The sequence below is a fragment of the Kosakonia sp. PSU_27 genome (assembly GCF_039409795.1).
In the GTDB taxonomy this organism is placed as follows: domain Bacteria; phylum Pseudomonadota; class Gammaproteobacteria; order Enterobacterales; family Enterobacteriaceae; genus Kosakonia.
Genome location: NZ_JBCIVK010000003.1, coordinates 64,751 through 83,736, shown reverse-complemented (window position 1 = coordinate 83,736; position 18,986 = coordinate 64,751). Strand labels below are relative to the sequence as shown.

Genomic DNA, 18,986 nt, shown 5'->3' with positions numbered 1-18,986 from the left:
TTTATCAAGGAGATCAACATGAATGCACGTCATCCGTACAGTGTTATCCCGCCTTATATCCTGCGCCGCATTATCGACAATGGCTCTGAACTTCAGCAACGCTGCGCCCGCCAGACCTTAACGCATGTACAAACGTTGATGGCGCACAGCCACGGCAAAGTCGATGCGCCGCTGGTCACTTCGCCCGGCGAACTGGTACGCGATATTTATGACGCTCAGCAAAAAGAGACATTGCCCGGTGAGCAGGTACGCTATGAGGGCCAGCCACCGACGGGTGATGTCGCCGTCACCGAAGCGTACGACTACCTGGGTGTCACCCATGATTTCTTCTGGCAGGTTTATCAGCGCAACTCGCTGGATAACCAGGGGCTAATTCTCAGCGGCACCGTGCATTACGGCAAAGATTACCAGAACGCTTTCTGGAATGGTCAGCAGATGGTGTTTGGCGATGGTGATGGCGAGATCTTCAACCGTTTTACCATTGCTATTGACGTGGTAGCGCATGAACTGAGCCACGGCGTCACAGAAACGGAAGCCGGGCTGATCTATTTTGAACAAGCTGGCGCATTAAATGAGTCATTATCCGATGTGTTCGGTTCGCTGGTAAAACAGTACCACCAGCAGCAGACGGCGGATCAGGCGGACTGGATCATTGGCGAAGGCTTGCTGGCAAAAGGCATTCATGGCAAGGGGCTGCGTTCGATGTCGAAGCCGGGAACGGCTTATGACGACCCGTTACTGGGTAAAGATCCGCAGCCTGCGCATATGAAAGATTTTATTAAAACGCGTGAAGATAACGGCGGTGTGCACCTGAATTCCGGCATTCCTAACCGGGCATTTTACCTGGCGGCAACCGCTATAGGCGGCTATGCATGGGAAAAAGCCGGATACGCCTGGTACGACACGGTGTGTGATAAGTCACTGGCGCAAAATGCCGACTTCGCCACCTTCGCCAAATTCACCATCAAACATGGCGAAAAACGGTCCGGCAAAAAAGTCGCCGCTGCTATCGAACAGGCGTGGAAAGATGTCGGAGTTTTATGATGAACGAACCCGAATTAACCGACGACGCGGTAGTCGAGTTAGCCCGTGAAGGCGGGCTGGCTTACATTCCTAAACTGAGCGGCGCGCGAAAAATCGTCATCGCCCAGCTCAGTGCGGAGCAGCGCCAGCGGCTGGTGGACATATTGCACCAGACGCTCCCGCTCGCTGAGCCGCCAGGCCAGCCGGACTCTCCGGGCAGCGGCGATCAGCGCTTCTACCGTTTGCAGATAACCTGGACCGCCCAGCAAACGGATGTGCTGCTGCTTATCCCGGAAAGCAAAGCGCCACCGTCGTTTGTCGAACTGTGGCGCGAAGGGGAAGACTGTATTTGCAAACCTTAGAGCAGCGTAAACTCGACGCGTTTTTTCGAAATCAGCCCGTGGCCGTGCTGGCAGAAAAAGTCAACCGCGCCACAGGCTTTTAACACTTCCAGAGGCTGGTGGCACTCCGGGCAATGTGCTTGTACTTCAATGTCTTTGCCGCAGCCGTCGCAGTGAGCATGTGTTCCCACTACTTGCAGCGGGTTATGGCAAGTCGGGCAGGTAAGTTCCATAAGGCGCTCCTTAATTTTTCACGGGGTTTATCATACACCGCTGGCGACAAAAAACCCGCCTGGAGACGGGTTAAGTGCCGCGTCAGGTTTGGTTTGCTATTCGCCCACCATCACGAAGCGGGAGCTCTCGAATGCCTGATAAACCCGCTGAGAGGGAAATGCCGGGAATGTCGCCCGTTGCGCTGCGGTTTTCAGCGCTGCACAGTAAGCTCTATTCCCTTCCCACGTCTCGATATTGTTCAGTTTGCCATCATAGGCAAACTCCAGATGTAAGCGGCATTTTTTCCCTTTCCATTCAGAACGATCGGCAAGCCGTGATTCGATAGCGTTTTTTATCGCGCGGGCCTGTTTCCCGTACTCATCCTGATCGGTAAAGCGCCCTGAGTCGCAACTACCAAGCGCAGTGGTTTTATGGCAACCGGAGGGGTGAAGCGGTGTGCAACCTGTCATTACACTGCCCAGCAGTATTAACAGTAAAACCTTCTTCATTTCATATCCCTTTTGAAATTATTTATTGAAGCCAGTTATTAACCCGTTGTTTTTATAGCTATAAAGAGTGTACTGCTATCGACAGGCTGAAACAGCACCTGAATTTTGTAGGTGAGCCAATTCTGGCAAACAAAAAACCCGCCAGGCGGCGGGTTTGAAGCAAGTGATTACTTACTTTTTTTGATGTGCTTAATCAGGCGCTTACGTTTACGCATCTGGTTCGGGGTCAGGGTGTTACGTTTTTCAGCAAACGGGTTTTCCCCTTCTTTGAACTGAATACGGATTGGCGTACCCATCACATCCAGCGATTTGCGGAAGTAGTTCATCAAATAGCGTTTGTAGGAATCCGGCAAATCTTTTACCTGATTGCCGTGGATCACCACAATCGGCGGGTTATAACCACCAGCGTGGGCATATTTCAGCTTCACGCGACGACCACGCACCAGCGGCGGCTGATGATCTTCTGCCGCCATGTTCATAATGCGGGTCAGCAATGCGGTACTGACACGGCGGGTGGAGCTGTCATAAGCTTCGCGAACGGATTCAAACAGGTTGCCAACGCCGCTGCCGTGCAGTGCAGAAATAAAATGCACGCGGGCGAAATCAATAAAGCCCAGGCGGTAATCCAGCGTCTCTTTCACCTGCTCTTTCACTTCCTGGCTCAGACCGTCCCATTTATTGACGACGATAACCAGCGAGCGACCGCTGTTAAGAATAAAGCCGAGCAGCGATAAATCCTGATCGGAGATACCTTCACGGGCATCAATAACCAGCAGCACGACGTTTGCGTCTTCAATAGCCTGCAGCGTTTTGATAACCGAGAACTTTTCTACCACATCGGTGATTTTGCCGCGTTTACGCACACCAGCCGTGTCGATAAGTACGTACTCACGCTCATCGCGCTGCATTGGAATGTAGATGCTGTCGCGCGTGGTGCCCGGCATGTCATACACCACCACGCGCTCTTCACCGAGAATGCGGTTAGTCAGAGTGGACTTACCGACGTTCGGACGCCCGACAATAGCCAGTTTGATCGGCAGATCCTGCGGGTTGAAATCGTCTTCCGGCTCTTCTTTCTCGCCGTTTTCGTTGGCTTCGAACTGCGCCCAGTATTCGGCGTCTTCATCCACCTCTTCCGGCGGGTTGAGTTCGTCCATCCATGGCATCAGCACATGTTCAAGCAAGCTGGTCACGCCGCGCCCGTGGGAGGCGGCGATAGCGTGGATTTCACCCAGACCGAGGGAGTAAAAATCGGCCGTTGCCTGATCCGGATCCAGACCGTCAGTTTTGTTCGCCACCAGGAAGGTCGGTTTTTCGCGTGAACGCAGGTGTTTGGCAATGGCCGAATCGGCAGGCATCAGCCCCGCGCGCGCATCGACCATAAACAGCACGACATCAGCTTCTTCAATCGCCAGCAGCGACTGTTCCGCCATGCGCGTTTCCACGCCGTCTTCGGTGCCATCGATACCGCCGGTATCGATACAGATAAATTCGCGGCCTTCAACTTCAGCACGACCGTACTTACGGTCACGAGTCAGACCCGGGAAATCCGCCACCAGCGCATCACGGGTGCGTGTTAAACGGTTAAATAGAGTGGATTTTCCAACGTTAGGGCGCCCGACAAGCGCGACCACAGGTACCATGTTTAAAGCCTCATTACAGAAAATTCATTAGCAAAACGTCGCGGATTGCGCGCCGTTTTAAAAACAGGAAAACGGCTCCTGCAACAGGAGCCGTCTTCAGGAACGACAAACCCGACGCGCTTAGCGCGAAAGGGCGTACACTGTGCCGTCTTTCGCCTGGATCAGCAGTTTGCCCCCGGCAACCACCGGCTCGGTCAGGAAACCGGAGCTGTCGACTTTCTGCTGCGCGACAAAGCGCCCGTCTTCGACGTTAATCCAGTGCACGTAGCCTTCGCTATCGCCTGTCACAATGTAACCATTATACAACGCCGGAGCGGTAAGGTTACGGTGCAGCAGATCACTTTGCGTCCACAGGGTTACGCCACCGTCGGTAGTCAGCGCCAGAATACGATCGCTCTGGTCAATCATATAGATGCGGTTACCATCAACCACGAAATCGCTCACTGAGCCCAGCTCGCGTTTCCACATAATCTGGCCGCTACGCAGATCGAGCGCGGTCATGTTGCCGTTATAGGCCAGCGCGTAAACCACGTTGCCAACAACAACCGGCGTGGTATCGACATCGCTCAGACGATCGATCTCTGTCGGGCCATTAGCCTGGGAGATGCGCTGCTGCCAAATCATCTGGCCCTGCTGCATCAATACCGCACTTACGCGACCGTTATCACCGCCGACAATGGCAGCGCCAAAGGCGGTAGTCGGAGCGGATTCACCGCGCAGAGAAAGCGCAGGCATATCAAGGTTGACGGTCCATTTGGTTGCGCCATCGCTTTCGTTCAGCGCCTGCAACTGACCGTTGCTGGTGTGGATCAGCACTAAACCGTCGCTTACTACCGGGCGAGAAAGCGCTTCGCCAGCGACTTTCGTTTTCCACGCCTGCGAACCATCGCTGGTGTTCAGTGCGTAAACCTGCGCTTTTTCGCTGCCCACATAAACATGGCCACCGGAAACGGTCACACCGCCAGAAAGCAGTGCAGCGCGAGTGGAGAACCAGCCATCTTTTTCAGCCAGGTTAACCGACCAAATTTCATGCCCATCTTCAATGCTAACCGCTTTCACCACACCGTGACGATCGGCGGCGTAGACCACGCCATCAGCAAAAGCCGGATGCAGGTTAGAGTAGAAGTCACCAATACCGTTGCCCACGGAGGTGCTCCATGACGTGGTCGGGGTGAATTGGTTTTCAACCACCGGCAACGGGGACATTTTGACAACGTCTTCTTCGCTGTTAAACAGGGAACAGCCGCTCAAAAGCGTGACGGAAAGCAGCCCTGGCAGAAGTAATTTACGCAATTGCATCGGGTCCCTCTTAGATGGACAAATTATTGATTTTCATCTGCATCATTTCACTCAGCGCAGGAGAAGCATTGTTTTTAATGCCGTTTTCCCATGCGGTGCGCGCACCTTGTTTATCACCTTTGCTCAGCAGTGCTTCACCACGCAGATCGGCAACTATCGCTGACCAGCTTTCCGCTTTGACAGCATCCAGCGTTTTCAACGCAGCGTCTTGTTGCTTTTGCTGTACCTGAATGCGCGCCAGACGCACATTGATTATCGACTTGAGATTTTCATCATTCGTCGCAACCAGCCCTTGCTGCAGCTGAGCGGCGGCTTTATCCAGTTCGTTCTTTTCAACGTATTGCTGCGCCAGCTCCAGCGACGCCAGCGCGCCGTAGGTGTTTTTGTTGTCAGCCGCGAATTTTTCCGCCGCGGTGAACGACTCTGGTTTGTCCGCCGAAAGCGCGGCAACCGCGTTTTCATAAGCCTGTGAAGAGGCTCTCGCCGTGTCCGCCTGATGGCCGTTCCAGTAGCGCCAGCCAACCAGCGCACCAATACCCAAAACGACGCCAACGGCCAGCGCTTTACCATTCTCGGCAAAGAAGCGCTTAATCGCGTCTACCTGGTCGTTTTCGTTTTCGTAAATTTCCACGCAGTCCTTCTCCTTAACGATAATTCACCGGGGAGATTAGCCCAGTAGTGTGCGCAAATGCGCCGCAACGCTCTCCTGCGTTACCGTACTCTGCTCACCAGAGCGTAAATCCTTCACCACAACATTACCGTCGGCAATTTCAGTTTCACCGAGCACCAGTGCGACGCGAGCGCCCCACTTGTCCGCGCGGGCAAATTGCTTTTTAAAATTGCCGCCGCCGTGGTTCATCATCAGCCGTACGCCAGGTAACGCATCGCGCACCTGTTCACCCAACTGCATAGCAGCGGATTGCGTATTGGCACCAGACGCCACCAGGTATATATCGACAACGGATTCTGCTTTAAATTCCGGATTAACTGCCTGAACTAACAAAACAAGTCGTTCAAGACCCATTGCGAAGCCAACCGCCGGGGTCGCACGACCGCCAAGCTGCTCAACCAGGCCGTCATAACGACCACCTGCGCAAACAGTGCCCTGCGCGCCAAGACTGGTGGTTACCCACTCGAAAACAGTGCGGTTGTAGTAGTCCAGACCGCGCACCAGACGCTGGTTCACCGTATAAGCGATACCCGCCGCATCAAGGAATGCGCAAAGACCTGCGAAGTGTTCGCGGGACTCGTCATCAAGGTAATCACCCAGTTTCGGTGCATCGTTCAACAGCGCCTGAATGTCCTGGTTTTTGGTATCCAGTACGCGCAGCGGGTTGGTATACATACGACGCAGGCAGTCCTCGTCCAGCTTATCTTTATGCTGCTCAAGGAAAGCCACCAGCGCATCGCGATAGGTCGCGCGCGCTTCAAGAGAGCCAATAGAGTTGAGCTCGAGCGCAACGTGCGAAGCAATGCCCAGCTCGCGCCACCAGCGTGCGGTCAGCATAATCAGCTCGGCATCGATATCCGGCCCTTGCAGACCAAACACTTCCACACCCAGCTGATGGAACTGACGGTAGCGCCCTTTCTGCGGACGCTCGTAGCGGAACATCGGCCCAACGTACCACAAGCGCTGCTCCTGATTGTACAGCAGACCATGCTCGATGCCGGCGCGTACGCAGCCCGCGGTACCTTCGGGACGCAATGTCAGGCTGTCGCCGTTGCGATCGTCAAAGGTATACATCTCTTTTTCAACCACGTCGGTCACTTCACCGATCGCGCGTTTGAACAGCGGGGTCTGCTCTACAATCGGCAAACGGATTTCACTGTAACCGTAGCTGCCGAGCACGTTTTTTAAAGTGCCTTCAATGCGCTGCCAGATGGCGGTTTCGCCAGGCAGATAATCGTTCATGCCGCGAATGGCTTGAATATTTTTTGCCACGTTTATTCTCTTTATTAATACAAAAAATGAACCCTCAGGGCCGCGACGAACTGCGGGTCGCGCCGGGCGGGTTCATCATACACGGGAAGCCTGCCGCTTCCCAGCAACCTTATTTTTCTACCTGTTGCACATCGATACGACGCGCTTCATCCAGCATTGATGCTTTCGCGCGAATGCGGGCTTCAAGCTGGCTAATCATATCGCTGTTATCCAGGCGGTCTTTGCGCACGCCATCTTCGTACAGGCCGCTTTTCTTGTTGCCGCCGGTCACACCCAGCGTGGAAACCAACGCTTCGCCAGGCCCATTTACCACGCAACCGATAATGGAGACATCCATCGGCGTGATGATATCTTCCAGCCGCTGTTCAAGGGCATTGACCGTACCGATAACGTCAAATTCCTGGCGGGAACAGGTCGGACAGGCGATAAAGTTAATGCCGCGCGAGCGAATGCGCAGCGATTTCAGGATATCAAAACCAACTTTAATCTCTTCCACCGGATCGGCAGCCAGCGAAATACGCAGTGTGTCACCAATGCCTTCTGAAAGCAGTAAGCCCAGACCGATTGCAGATTTGACCGCACCTGCACGTGCGCCACCGGCTTCGGTGATGCCAAGATGCAGCGGCTGATCAATCTGTTTTGCCAGCAGGCGATAGGATTCAACAGCGAGGAATACGTCCGACGCTTTCACGCTGACTTTGAACTGATCGAAATTCAGGCGATCGAGATGATCGACATGACGCATGGCGGATTCGAGCAGCGCTTGCGGCGTTGGCTCGCCATACTTTTCCTGCAGATCTTTTTCCAGCGAACCGGCGTTAACACCAATGCGAATCGGGATATTTTTATCGCGCGCACAATCAACAACGGTGCGAATTCGCTCTTCGTTGCCGATATTGCCGGGGTTAATGCGCAGGCAGTCAACGCCATATTCGGCGACTTTCAGCGCAATGCGATAGTCAAAATGGATGTCCGCAACCAGCGGGACACTCACTTGCTGTTTGATCAACTTGAATGCTTCCGCCGCGTCCATGGTCGGTACGGAGACGCGGACGATATCCGCGCCGACGCGCTCAAGCGCTTTGATTTGATTGACCGTAGCTTCAACATCCGTGGTACGGGTGTTTGTCATGGACTGTACGGCGATGGGCGCGCCATCGCCAATGGGAACATTACCAACGTAAATCCGTTTCGATTTCCGACGCTGAATCGGGGCCTGGTTATGCATGAAAAATCTCCCGCGTTGCGCGTCTGTTACTGTGCTGCTGATTGTTCGGCATTGAGGGTCAGACGCGCAACCTGGTTAGTTCTGATAAAACGGCTCAGATCGACAGGTTTACCCTGATACTGAATCTGAACGGCTGACGGCGCGCCAATTTTCAGCTTATATGGCGCCTGGCCGGTTAAATTGAGCGTGGCGTCTTTACGTTGCAAGCCACTGAATAATTTCTTCCCGGTGGCATCGCTCACTTCCAGCCAGCAATCGGCAGTAAAGTTCATCACCAGTGCGTTAGTATCTGCTTGCGCACCTGCGACACCGGCCTGGCTGGTCGGGAGCTGTGCAGTATTCGCTGGAGCGGCAGGCTGCTGCATGGCGTCGACATTCGCCTGCGACGGTGCAACAACGGTGTTCTGGTTTGCAGTAGTAGCAGGGGTTTGCGGCGCGCTGGCGGCTGGTGTTTGTGCCGTCGCCGACGGGGCTGGCGCTTCAACAGGCGTGCCGGAATTATCAACCGGGTCTGCAGCAGCAGTGTCGTTATTCAGCGGTACGCTTTGCGCGTTGCTGTTGCCCGTATTCAATTCCGCAGAAGATTGATCGGCCATGTTGGTGATCTCTTGCTGCTGCGCTTTGTGGTTATCCCACCACCATGCGCCTGTCAGGCCGATTGCGACCAGAAACACCAGCCAGGTGATAAAACTCATCATCCAGCCACCGCGTTTTTTACGCGGTTTGCCTAAAGCAAAAGTCTGCATTGGCGCAACTTTCGCCGCTCTGACCGGCGCTTGTTTTTCAAGAATCGGCAGCAGCTCTTCTTCAGGGATGTGCACAAGACGGGCATAGGAGCGGATGTAACCGCGTACAAAAGTCGAAGCCAGATCGGCGGGGGACCTGTCCTCTTCGATATCGCGTACCGTGGAGACCTTCAGGCACAAGCGCTCTGCAACCGCTTGCTGGCTGAGTCCAAGTTGTTCACGGGCGTTGCGCAGACGTACGCCAGTGGTTTGTGCTTCATTTTGGTCGTGAGTGGCTTCAGTATTCATTCGCTACAACTACTGGTACGTGAAAATTAAACATTCAGGCGCGCATAACCGCAATGCCTACACGCGCCGCGAAAAAACCGGGTCGGTTAAACCTGGCCCACAGTATAGGACTGTCAGGCTCGTCATAACAGAACAGCTTTCAGCACTTTTTGCTAAACCATTGTTCCATCACTACATACTGCCTTAAAGTCAGGAGAAACGCACCGTAATTATTAATGGCCTGTATGTGTACAGGCCAAATAGTCGACATTTTCACAAAATGCAGCATATTCTTCGCGCTGCAACTTATGATTATAGTGCCTTGATCTCAATAGGCTCGCCCTGCATACGCTTACGCATCGTACGTTTGGTACGGTCAATCACATCGCCCGCCAGCTGTCCACACGCGGCATCGATATCATCGCCACGCGTTTTACGCACGATAGTGGTGAAACCATAACTCATCAGCACTTTACAGAAGCGATCGATACGGCTGTTAGAGCTGCGGCCATACGGCGCGCCCGGGAACGGGTTCCATGGGATCAGGTTAATCTTGCACGGTGTATCTTTCAGCAACTCCGCCAACTGGTGCGCATGTTCAGTGCCATCGTTGACGTGATCCAACATCACATATTCGATGGTCACGCGGCCCTGGTTAGCGTTGGATTTTTCCAGATAACGGCGAACGGCGGCGAGGAAAGTTTCGATGTTGTACTTTTTGTTGATCGGTACAATTTCATCGCGAATTTCGTCGTTTGGCGCATGCAGAGAGATAGCCAGCGCAACGTCAATCATATCGCCCAGTTTATCCAGCGCCGGAACCACGCCGGAGGTGGAGAGCGTTACGCGACGTTTGGAGAGACCAAAGCCGAAATCATCCAGCATAATCTCCATCGCCGGAACGACGTTGGTCAGGTTGAGCAGCGGCTCGCCCATGCCCATCATCACCACGTTGGTAATGGGGCGGCTGCCGGTGACTTTCGCCGCGCCGATAATTTTCGCCGCGCGCCACACCTGGCCGATAATTTCCGAAACGCGCAGGTTACGGTTAAAGCCCTGCTGAGCCGTGGAGCAGAATTTGCACTCCAGCGCGCAACCTACCTGGGAAGAGACGCACAACGTCGCGCGATCCTCTTCCGGGATGTAGACGGTTTCAACGCGCTGATCGCCCACGGCAATCGCCCACTTGATGGTGCCGTCGGAGGAACGTTGTTCTTCCACCACTTCCGGCGCACGAATTTCGGCGACTTCTTTTAATTTGTTGCGCAGCACTTTGTTGATGTCGGTCATCTCATCAAAGTCGTCGCTGCAATAGTGGTACATCCACTTCATCACCTGATCGGCGCGGAAGGGTTTTTCGCCTAAGTTTTTGAAAAATTCACGCATCTGCTGACGGTTTAAATCCAGCAGGTTAATTTTTGCATCTTTGTTTGGCACCGTGAGAGCGTCGTTCTCAGGCATGACAATTTGTTCAGTCATAATGTATTCCGGCCTCGTTATTACACGTTGTGGCCCGTGGAGGGTTAAAAAGAAGCGCCCCAGGAAAGCATCGGCTCATCCTGGGGCGCAGCATTGTACAAATTCTGACGCACAGATACCACGTTTGCACGCGGCTTTTCACAAATTAAAGTGTAAACCTCGTTACACGTTTAACGAGTGATTAACGAGTGCGCGGGCACACTTCGCCTTCGGCGAAGAAGTAGGCGATTTCACGCGCAGCGGATTCAACGGAGTCAGAACCGTGGGTGCCGTTCTCAGTGAAGCTGTCTGCGTAATCAGCACGCAGCGTGCCTGCCAGCGCGTTAGCCGGGTTGGTTGCGCCCAGCAGGTCACGGTGACGCTGCACCGCGTTTTCACCTTCCAGTACGGAAACCACGATCGGGCCGGACGTCATGAACTCAACCAGACCGTCAAAGAACGGGCGACCTTCGTGCTCGGCATAGAAACCGCGCGCCTGCTCAACGGTCAGGTGCAGCATTTTGGTGCCGACAATTTTGAACCCTGCCGCTTCAAAGCGAGAGAAGATGCTGCCAATAACGTTTTTTGCCACCGCGTTCGGTTTAATGATGGAAAAAGTACGTTCAATAGCCATGTTTACCTCTGTAAGTTGTTCTGTTGCCCTGAATAGGTGTGGCGCGGATTATAAAGAGCAATACGGGCGTTGCCTATGGATGAAGGTAACATTTTTTTAAAATGAGACTATTTTTAGCAACACTCCCCGCCAACAGCGCCATTTCATTGGTTATTGCACCGCAAACTGTACTGTCGCTATCTGCCCTGCGTCATCCATAACCAATAACTGATACTCCCCGCTTTTATCAAGTTTCAGGCTCAATAAGTTGTTATGCGAGGCTAACGGTTCGCCATTCAAAAACCACCAGCGACTGCCTTCGCCGCCGCTGCTTTGTAGCGGCAGCAAGGCAAACGCCTGGCCGGGTATGCGTCTGATAACCGCACCTTCACGCACGCCGCTTAATAACAGTGGCGGCGGTGCGTTATCGTCGCGAGGCGGGCAGCGTTTATCCGCCGCCGGTAAACGGGCTGCGCGGCGTTCACCGGCAGGTAACCATGGCTCCAGCGGTAGCGGCCAGGCAATCCATGTTTTCTGCTGCGCCTCCGGGCAATCTGCGGCAACCCTGCGCCCCTCTTTATTCAGCCAGAGCGGGAAATTGATCCCGTGCCCGCCTTCCTGCTCCGGTAATAGCAGCGTTGGCGGCTGGCTACCGTCCAACAGCCAGGTGGTAAGTCGACGGCGACAATTGCTGTCGCTAGGCGGTAAGCTTTGCCCGCCCGGCCAGCAGATGACGCCGCTGCTGACCGTTTGCGGGCGCGGGTCGCGCGGCAGTCTCGCCTGTTCAAGCGCTGAGCGCGGCTGCAACAGATTATTGACCTGGTTAAGTAACGGCACCGCGCTGGCAAAACCGAACTGCCCGGCAACGGGCGTGCCGTCAGGTCGGCCCGTCCAGATGCCTATCACGTAGCGGGCATTAATCCCTATCGCCCAGGCGTCGCGATAGCCATAACTGGTACCAGTTTTCCACGCCAGCGGCACCACCTGCGGCAACGCTTCGTCGGGCACCGGTTGTGCTTCTCCGGCGAGAATGCGGCGAATAATCCACGCCGCGCCCGGCGACATCAATCGCCGCTCCATCAGCGGGGCGTTGGGGGTCAGGCGCAGGCTTCCCGCTTTCCCCTCACGGGCAAACGCAGTGTAAGCAGCCGCAATATCTTCCAGCCGCGCACCCGCGCCGCCAAGGATGAGCGACAGATTTGGTTCCGCCCCGGTCGGCAAAATCAGCGGCAAACCAACGTTACGCAGATTTCCGGCAAATTTTTTCGGCCCGTAGGCTTCCAGCACCTGCACCGCCGGTAAATTAAGGGAGCGTACCAGCGCTTCATTCATGCTTACCGGGCCATGGAAACCACTGTCAAAATTACCGGGCCGATAATCGCCCACCCGGCGCGGCACATCCTGTAACAGTGAGGCCGGATGAATCAGCCCTTCATCCAGCGCGAGGCCATAAATAAAAGGTTTTAACACCGAGCCCGGCGAGCGAACGGCGCTAACCATATCCACATGGCTGAAACGGCTGTCGTCATTGATATCCACGGAGCCAACCCAACCGCGCACTTTCATATCTGTGTGGTCAACGACGATTATCGCCAGCGAGCTGCGCGCCGGCAGGCGGCTTTTCACATTTAACGCCAGATCTTCAAGCTGACGTTGCAGGCTGGCATTCAGCGTGGTGGTGATTTTCAGTGCCTTGCTTTCACCAAGCATTCGCCGGGCGAATAGCGGTGCCAGTTGCGGCATCTGACGCGGCGCCAGCCAGACCGGCTCCTCGCGGGACTCCGCCACCTGCGTTGCCGACCACACCTTTTGCGACACCATGCGCTCCAGCACTTTGTCGCGCGCGGCCTGCGCACGTTGCGGCCAGCGATCCGGACGTAAACGGCTGGGTGCCTGCGGCAAAACCGCTAACAGCGCCGCTTCGGAATAGCTGAGTTTCGCAGGCGGTTTACCCAAATAAGCCCAACTCGCTGCGCCCACGCCCTGCAGCGTGCCGCCAAACGGCGCGCGGTTCAGATAAAGGGTGAGTATTTCACGTTTTGAGAGGTGCCACTCCAGTTGCAGCGCCCGCCACAGCTGGCGTACCTTGCCGCCGAAGGTGCGCGGATGCGGATCGAGCAGGCGAGCAACCTGCATGGTCAGCGTGCTGCCGCCGGAAACGACATGGCCGAAACGCAGATCCTGCCAGGCTGCGCGCGCAATCGACAGAGGATTCACCCCGGGATGCGCCCAGAACCAGCGATCCTCATACTGGATCAGCGCCTGCAGATAGTGGGGCGATACCTCTTCGATAGTGACCGGGTAGCGCCAGATACCATCGGCATCGGCAAAGCGCCACAGCGGCGTACCGTCTTCGGCCACCACCACCCGCGCCGGATCGACCTCGCTCAGCGGCAGCGGCCAGATTTTGTCGGCAGCCATAACGCCCAACACCAACAGCAGCGGAACACCCACCAGCCAGCGCCAGCGGGTGCGTATCAGACGTACGATCCTCACGTTACGGTACGATAATCAGCGGACCACTGGTCGCACCGGTTGCCCGCCACTGCGGAACATACATTGACTCCACCTGCGGAGCGGGAACCTGATAAGTGCCTGGCGTGACCGCGCGCGCCAGGTAAACCAGCGTGACCCACTCCCCTGCGTTTACCGGTACCGCTGCAACAAATCGGTCATCACGAAACTCCATATGCTGAATATCCACTTGTTGCATGCGATTAAGCAGATCCTGCACTTCACTGCCGCTATCTTGCAGACTGGCGCTGCTATCGGCGAGGTTCTGGTTTTCCAGCTCCAGCCCGGCAGGCAGTAAATCAACCACCAGTGCATCCGGTACGTTCTGGCTGGCGTTCACGTCGAGACGCACCAGCACCAGTTCACCGCTTTTCAGTGACGAAAGTGATTTACTGCGGCCATCGGTTCCGAGGAACATACGCTCAATTTTTAATACCTTCCCGGACGGCGCGGGTGCCTGCTCCGGATAACCTGTACTGTCGAGACGCAACCATAGCGGTGTGCTGCCGCTATTGGTAACCTGCAATGCCCCCAGTTGATCGGCACTGAGATTACGGCTTTGCGGGCGATCGCCACTGAGCCCCGCGGCATCCAGAGAGGTTTGTGCCTGCCACGCGCCAGTGGCGTTTTGCAGGTTACGCCCGGCCATAAATAGCGCATTGCTCTCCTGTGTCGACAACCAGCGCTGACCGTAAGCCTGCTCGGCGAGCGTCGCCAGCAGACGCGGCTGCTCCTGTGCCAGCAGGTTGTTCTCTTCCAGCAGCGCCAGGATCAATGCGTTATCACGCAGTTCGCTGCCGTAATCCGCCAGCCAGAGCCCGGACTGCAGGCGAGATGTTTTCAGCCCCAGCGCTAACGCTTGTTCGCTGCGCTGCGCATCGCCCATCAGTTTCAGCGCCACACCCAGCTGCATCAGCGGCAGCGCCGCTTTAGCCTGCTCATGACGTTGCCAGATTTCACGCAGTGCGCCTAACGGTGCTTTCTGCTGGCGCGCCAGCACCAGACCGGCATAGCTTTGTACCGCGAACTTGGTTGCCGGAACGTCATCGCTATAGCGAATGGACATAGCCGCCGGATCCTGCAAATAACGCAGCAGGCGATTATTGGCGTTGTTCAGTGCGTCCATAGGCACGCTGTACCCTTGCGCAGAGGCGCTTACCAGGAAGTCGGTGACGTAGGCCGTCAACCAGTACTCCTCCGGCCCGCTCTTATCCCACAACGCGAAACCGCCATCTTCGCGCTGCATCTGCAGCAGGCGGGAGATACCCAAATCCACCGCCGCGCGGCGCTGCTCATCGCTGTCGCCTTTGATCCCCAGCGCTTTCAACTGCGCGGCATTGGTATAAAGCGACGGGAACAACCCGCTGGTGGTCTGTTCAAGACAGCCGTACGGATAAGCACGCAGCTCTTCGATGTAGCGCGCCAGATTCAGCGGCGGCTTGCCGCTAAGCAGTAAGCGACCTTGCAAGGTCACCGGTGAAATATTGGCAAGATGCTGCCCAGGCGTATGCCAGCTCTCACCCGGATTGAGCATCACACCGCTATTGACAGTCTGTGCCGCGAACGGGGGACGCACACCGATTTTCCACTGCTTTTGCTGCGGTGCGAACGTTTCACCCGGTAAGGTCAGGCCACTGATTTGCGCACTAATCTCGCCATCGCCAAATCCCTCCAGCGCACGCACCGGAATAAACAGCGTGGTGCGCTCGCCGGCAGAGAGCTTAACCGGCTCCGGTTGACCGCTTTCCAGTCCCAGCAGGCCGCTCGCCGTCAGCGCGACAGTGAGCGTTTGCGGTTGATCGGTCAGGTTAGTCAGATCCAGCGTCAGGCGCGAGGTATCGCCACTGCCAAGGAAGCGGGGGGTATTGAGATCGGCAATCACTGGCGCGGCCACAATCACTTTGCTTTCGGTGCTACCAAAGTCTTCCGCCGTCCAGGCTTGAGCCATTACGCGCAGCTCGCCGTTGAAATCGCCAATCGGCAAGCTCACCGTCCCTTCACCATTTTCATCAAGCGTTACCGGCTGTGCCTGCTGAGCAATAATGGTGACATGGTTGACCGGCGGTTTGCCGCCACGGTTAAGCTCGTCGCCATCGCCGCCAAAGCGCAGCGCCGCCAGACGTCCCTGCCCTTCAATCACCTGACCATAAATATCGTAAATATCCGCACCGTAGCGTTTCTGGCCGAAAAAGCCCTGCCACGGATCCGGCGTCACATAATCGGTAATGTTCAGCACGCCGCTGTCCACAGCAGAAAGCAGCACGTTAACCTGTTTTGGCGTGGCGCCGTTTTTCACCGCCGCTTTGACTTTCACCGTCAGCGGTTGATTAGGACGCATTTTTTGCGGCGCACTGAGCGTCACGTCAAGGCGACGGTTCTCATCGCCCATCGGGAGATGCAGTAAACCTACAGCGCGTTTTGGCGTGGCGGATTTCGATTTATCGCCAGGGCGCACCACCAGCGTGCTGATATAGAGATCGTGGCGCTGCCACTTCTGATCGACAGGAATACTCAGATCAACGCCCTCTGCCGGCACATCGATCTCTTTCCACCACAGCGGACCTTCACTGGATTCGATCATTGCATAGCCCTTACCAGCGGCAGGCGCGGTGACGTGCAATTTGATGGTATCGCCCGGTTTGTAGGCCGGTTTATCCAGTTTCATCGTCACCCGATCCGGCCTTGCCGCACCGGCGCCATCGGTGTTGTCCTGCCAGCTGTAACCGGCCCAGAAGCGCACGCTACTGATGGTGTCATCCGGCCCTTTCACTTCCAGACGATAGGAACCCCAGTCCACCGGGAAACTGACTTTTCCGGTTTCATCTGCCTTGAGCGTCAGGCTTTGTTCGCCCTCGACCAGATCTTTCTGGTCGAATTGTGATTGCCAGCCTTCGCTTTCCGACCAGTTCCAGAAGTAGTCGCGGCGTTCACGAATCAAGCGCACCTGCAGATCGCTGACCGCTTTTTTCGCGCCACTGGCATCGCTATAAACGATGTCAAAAGCGGCATTGCTGCCCTCATCGACTATCGGCTGGTTCACGGTGGTGTCAGTGCGATAGTCATATACGGCTTTGGAGGCAAACTGTGGACGAATGCCCGGCAGCGCTTGTGCGGGCCAGATAGCCTGTTCTGCGCGGCGTGTCACCGGGCGACCGCCAGACTCCAGCAGGCTGGCTTGTAAAATCACCTGCAACGGTGAGTGCGAATCCTGCCACTGGCTCGGCGTGGTGATTTCGCCCTGCCCTTGTTTATCCAGCGTCAGATGCACTTCGTCCAGGCTGCGGCTTAGATTCTCTTCGGCAATATCGCCAAACTGGAAGCCCGGCAGTGCGGGAACGGCTTCGCGCAGCGGGCGCAGGAACAGCTGGCCTTGCAGACTGTTCCCGCTGGCCGGCGCGCCATACAGATAGTGACCATCAATGTTAAACACCACATCTGCGGCGGGCTCAACAGGCTCTGGCTGCGGCGTAATGTTCAGCGCCATGCGCTCTGGCATGAAATCTTCAACGTGGAAACCCCACTCACGGGAAAGGTTATCCCCGGTGTTCGCACGGATATGCCACATACCGGTTTGCGCGCTGGCTTCCAGCGGGTAAGTAAACTGGTACAGCCCGTTTTGCGGCTGGCTAACCACCGTGCGGATCACCTGCCCGTCCGGTTTTACCACCTCAAGTTTTACCGGCTGCTCTGCCAGTGGCTTGCCGTCGCTGTCGCGCAGCAGGCCATTAAGGATCACCGTTTCACCCGGGCGGTAGAGATCGCGCGGGCCAAACATAAAGAACTGTTTGCTGTAGCCAGGATCGCCTGCGATGGCGAACTCGGCGAGATCCAGCGCCGGTAATTTCAGATCCAGCAGCGTGGTTTCACCCGCTTTGCGCGCGAGGATCAACGCCGCTTCTTTATCGGTGCTGAGCGTGGCATGACCATCGCTATCGCTGGTGGCCTGCGCCAGGGTTTGCCCCTTCTCGTTCAGCAACATCACTTCAATGCCGGAGAGCGCAGCGCCGTTTTCCAGCCCCTGGGTGAAGATATCCAGTCGGTTGTGGTAACGGTGCGCAGAAAGGCCAATGTTACTGAGGGTGAACAGGGTCGCGGCATTGCTGTAGTTGTAATGCCCGGCCTGGTTCATCACCGCGATGTAAACGCCGGTTTGCTGTAACGGCTGAATACCGCCCAGTGGCAACAGCAGTTTTTCACGCGTGTTGCGGGTTGGGTTGAGATCAAAACGGCCGGTATAAACCAGGTCGGCCATTTTCAGTAGCGTTTCCGATTCCCAGTTCGACAACGAACTGCGGTACTCCCACTGGCTGATAAACGCGGCCAGCGATTCCGGTTTCACGCGGTAAAAATTGACGTCAACGTTGTCCACGTTCAGCGCCATCACCGGCAGCCCATCCACTACTTTGCCTGGCAGCAGCGAACCACGGCTGGCGAAACCGACGCTCGGTTGCACATCGCGGGTGGTGATTGTTTTTTCGTAATCGCTACCGAACGTAGCCTTGTTAAGCGCCAGCAACCCTTTATCGACCGATACCAGCAGCTCGCGGTTTGGTTCGAGATGGCGCAGGCGCAACTCTTTCAGGTTAGGCGCCAGCTCCCAGGCACCATCCACTTTGCCACTTTTTTTATCCACCAGATGCACGGCGGAAGCAAAGTTCTGGTCTGGATCCAGCGGCACCGAGAAGGTCAGCACCAACGTTGCTGCGCCGTCAAGCTGCACTTCAGAGGCATCCAGCAGCGTTAACGGTTTGCCTTCGCTGCGTGCGGCAAGCTCAGCAAGCTTTGCTTTATCCTGCGGGATCGCCGCCGGTGTTTTTTGCTCTGGCGCAGGCGCAGCCTTCGATTCGGGAGCAGTGGCGGCCTTAGGCTTATCGTTATCATCGCAGCCCGCGAGCGTAAAGGTGGTGACGAGCGCAAGAGTCAGCGCCGCAAGACGTAGCGGTTTCATTCGTTATCCCTGGTTAAGTAACCTGTTGAAAGAGGCTCACACATTATTATGCGCAACCGTGACAATTACAAAAGCGCCGATGAATTCTGGAAAGCGCCTCGCAAAGCGCACTTAACGTTCTTAACCCTCGCTGTTAAGCCGATCACAGCCCGTAATGTAACATGTTACCTTATGAGTCATTTGTTTTTAAAACAATAAGATAGCTGGATATTTCTTACCACTGGCTGCTAACGTTAAGCGGT

General features: G+C 55.7%; 14 protein-coding genes. 2 read left to right on the top strand and 12 right to left on the bottom strand.

The features are described from left to right. Positions 1-18 precede the first annotated feature (18 nt). Positions 19-1,044 carry a M4 family metallopeptidase gene (locus AAIG26_RS07340; protein WP_020454706.1) on the top strand — a complete coding sequence of 342 codons (1,026 nt, stop codon included), beginning with the start codon at positions 19-21 and terminating at the stop codon, positions 1,042-1,044. Continuing rightward, the gene (locus AAIG26_RS07335) at positions 1,044-1,385 is read left to right on the top strand and encodes a protealysin inhibitor emfourin (RefSeq protein WP_044489702.1); all 342 of its coding nucleotides are present in this window, start codon (positions 1,044-1,046) and stop codon (positions 1,383-1,385) included. The genes AAIG26_RS07340 and AAIG26_RS07335 overlap by 1 nt, the downstream gene beginning before the upstream one ends. Here AAIG26_RS07335 and AAIG26_RS07330 read toward each other — a convergent pair. From AAIG26_RS07330 to AAIG26_RS07275, 12 genes are all read right to left on the bottom strand, one after another. Then, a complete protein-coding gene (locus AAIG26_RS07330) occupies positions 1,382-1,597 on the bottom strand; it encodes a zinc ribbon domain-containing protein (RefSeq protein ID WP_020454708.1) in 216 nt (71 codons plus the stop codon). The genes AAIG26_RS07335 and AAIG26_RS07330 overlap by 4 nt on opposite strands. Before the next feature lie 96 nt (positions 1,598-1,693). After that, positions 1,694-2,086 (bottom strand): cell envelope integrity TolA C-terminal domain-containing protein, encoded by a 393-nt coding sequence (locus AAIG26_RS07325; protein ID WP_343180376.1) that lies wholly within the window; start codon positions 2,084-2,086, stop codon positions 1,694-1,696. 167 nt (positions 2,087-2,253) lie between these two features. Continuing rightward, positions 2,254-3,729, bottom strand: coding sequence for a ribosome biogenesis GTPase Der (gene der, locus AAIG26_RS07320; protein ID WP_020454710.1), 1,476 nt, complete (start codon positions 3,727-3,729; stop codon positions 2,254-2,256). Between the two features lie 120 nt (positions 3,730-3,849). After that, complete coding sequence (gene bamB / locus AAIG26_RS07315) at positions 3,850-5,028, bottom strand: outer membrane protein assembly factor BamB (protein ID WP_020454711.1); 1,179 nt, start codon at positions 5,026-5,028, stop codon at positions 3,850-3,852. Between the two features lie 10 nt (positions 5,029-5,038). Further along, complete coding sequence (locus tag AAIG26_RS07310; RefSeq protein WP_343180375.1) at positions 5,039-5,659, bottom strand: YfgM family protein; 621 nt, start codon at positions 5,657-5,659, stop codon at positions 5,039-5,041. Positions 5,660-5,695: 36 nt separating this feature from the next. Then, on the bottom strand, positions 5,696-6,970 hold the full coding sequence (hisS, locus tag AAIG26_RS07305; RefSeq protein WP_020454712.1) for a histidine--tRNA ligase: 1,275 nt from the start codon (positions 6,968-6,970) through the stop codon (positions 5,696-5,698). Between the two features lie 109 nt (positions 6,971-7,079). Then, complete coding sequence (gene ispG, locus AAIG26_RS07300) at positions 7,080-8,198, bottom strand: flavodoxin-dependent (E)-4-hydroxy-3-methylbut-2-enyl-diphosphate synthase (protein WP_017458992.1); 1,119 nt, start codon at positions 8,196-8,198, stop codon at positions 7,080-7,082. Positions 8,199-8,224: 26 nt separating this feature from the next. Continuing rightward, positions 8,225-9,232 carry a cytoskeleton protein RodZ gene (gene rodZ / locus AAIG26_RS07295; RefSeq protein WP_343180373.1) on the bottom strand — a complete coding sequence of 336 codons (1,008 nt, stop codon included), beginning with the start codon at positions 9,230-9,232 and terminating at the stop codon, positions 8,225-8,227. Between the two features lie 291 nt (positions 9,233-9,523). Further along, complete coding sequence (locus AAIG26_RS07290; RefSeq protein ID WP_045510414.1) at positions 9,524-10,690, bottom strand: bifunctional tRNA (adenosine(37)-C2)-methyltransferase TrmG/ribosomal RNA large subunit methyltransferase RlmN; 1,167 nt, start codon at positions 10,688-10,690, stop codon at positions 9,524-9,526. A gap of 181 nt (positions 10,691-10,871) precedes the next feature. Continuing rightward, on the bottom strand, positions 10,872-11,303 hold the full coding sequence (ndk, locus tag AAIG26_RS07285; protein ID WP_017458995.1) for a nucleoside-diphosphate kinase: 432 nt from the start codon (positions 11,301-11,303) through the stop codon (positions 10,872-10,874). Between the two features lie 150 nt (positions 11,304-11,453). After that, positions 11,454-13,778 carry a peptidoglycan glycosyltransferase PbpC gene (gene pbpC, locus AAIG26_RS07280; RefSeq protein WP_343180372.1) on the bottom strand — a complete coding sequence of 775 codons (2,325 nt, stop codon included), beginning with the start codon at positions 13,776-13,778 and terminating at the stop codon, positions 11,454-11,456. Position 13,779: 1 nt separating this feature from the next. After that, positions 13,780-18,744 carry an alpha-2-macroglobulin gene (locus AAIG26_RS07275; protein ID WP_343180371.1) on the bottom strand — a complete coding sequence of 1,655 codons (4,965 nt, stop codon included), beginning with the start codon at positions 18,742-18,744 and terminating at the stop codon, positions 13,780-13,782. Positions 18,745-18,986 lie beyond the last annotated feature (242 nt).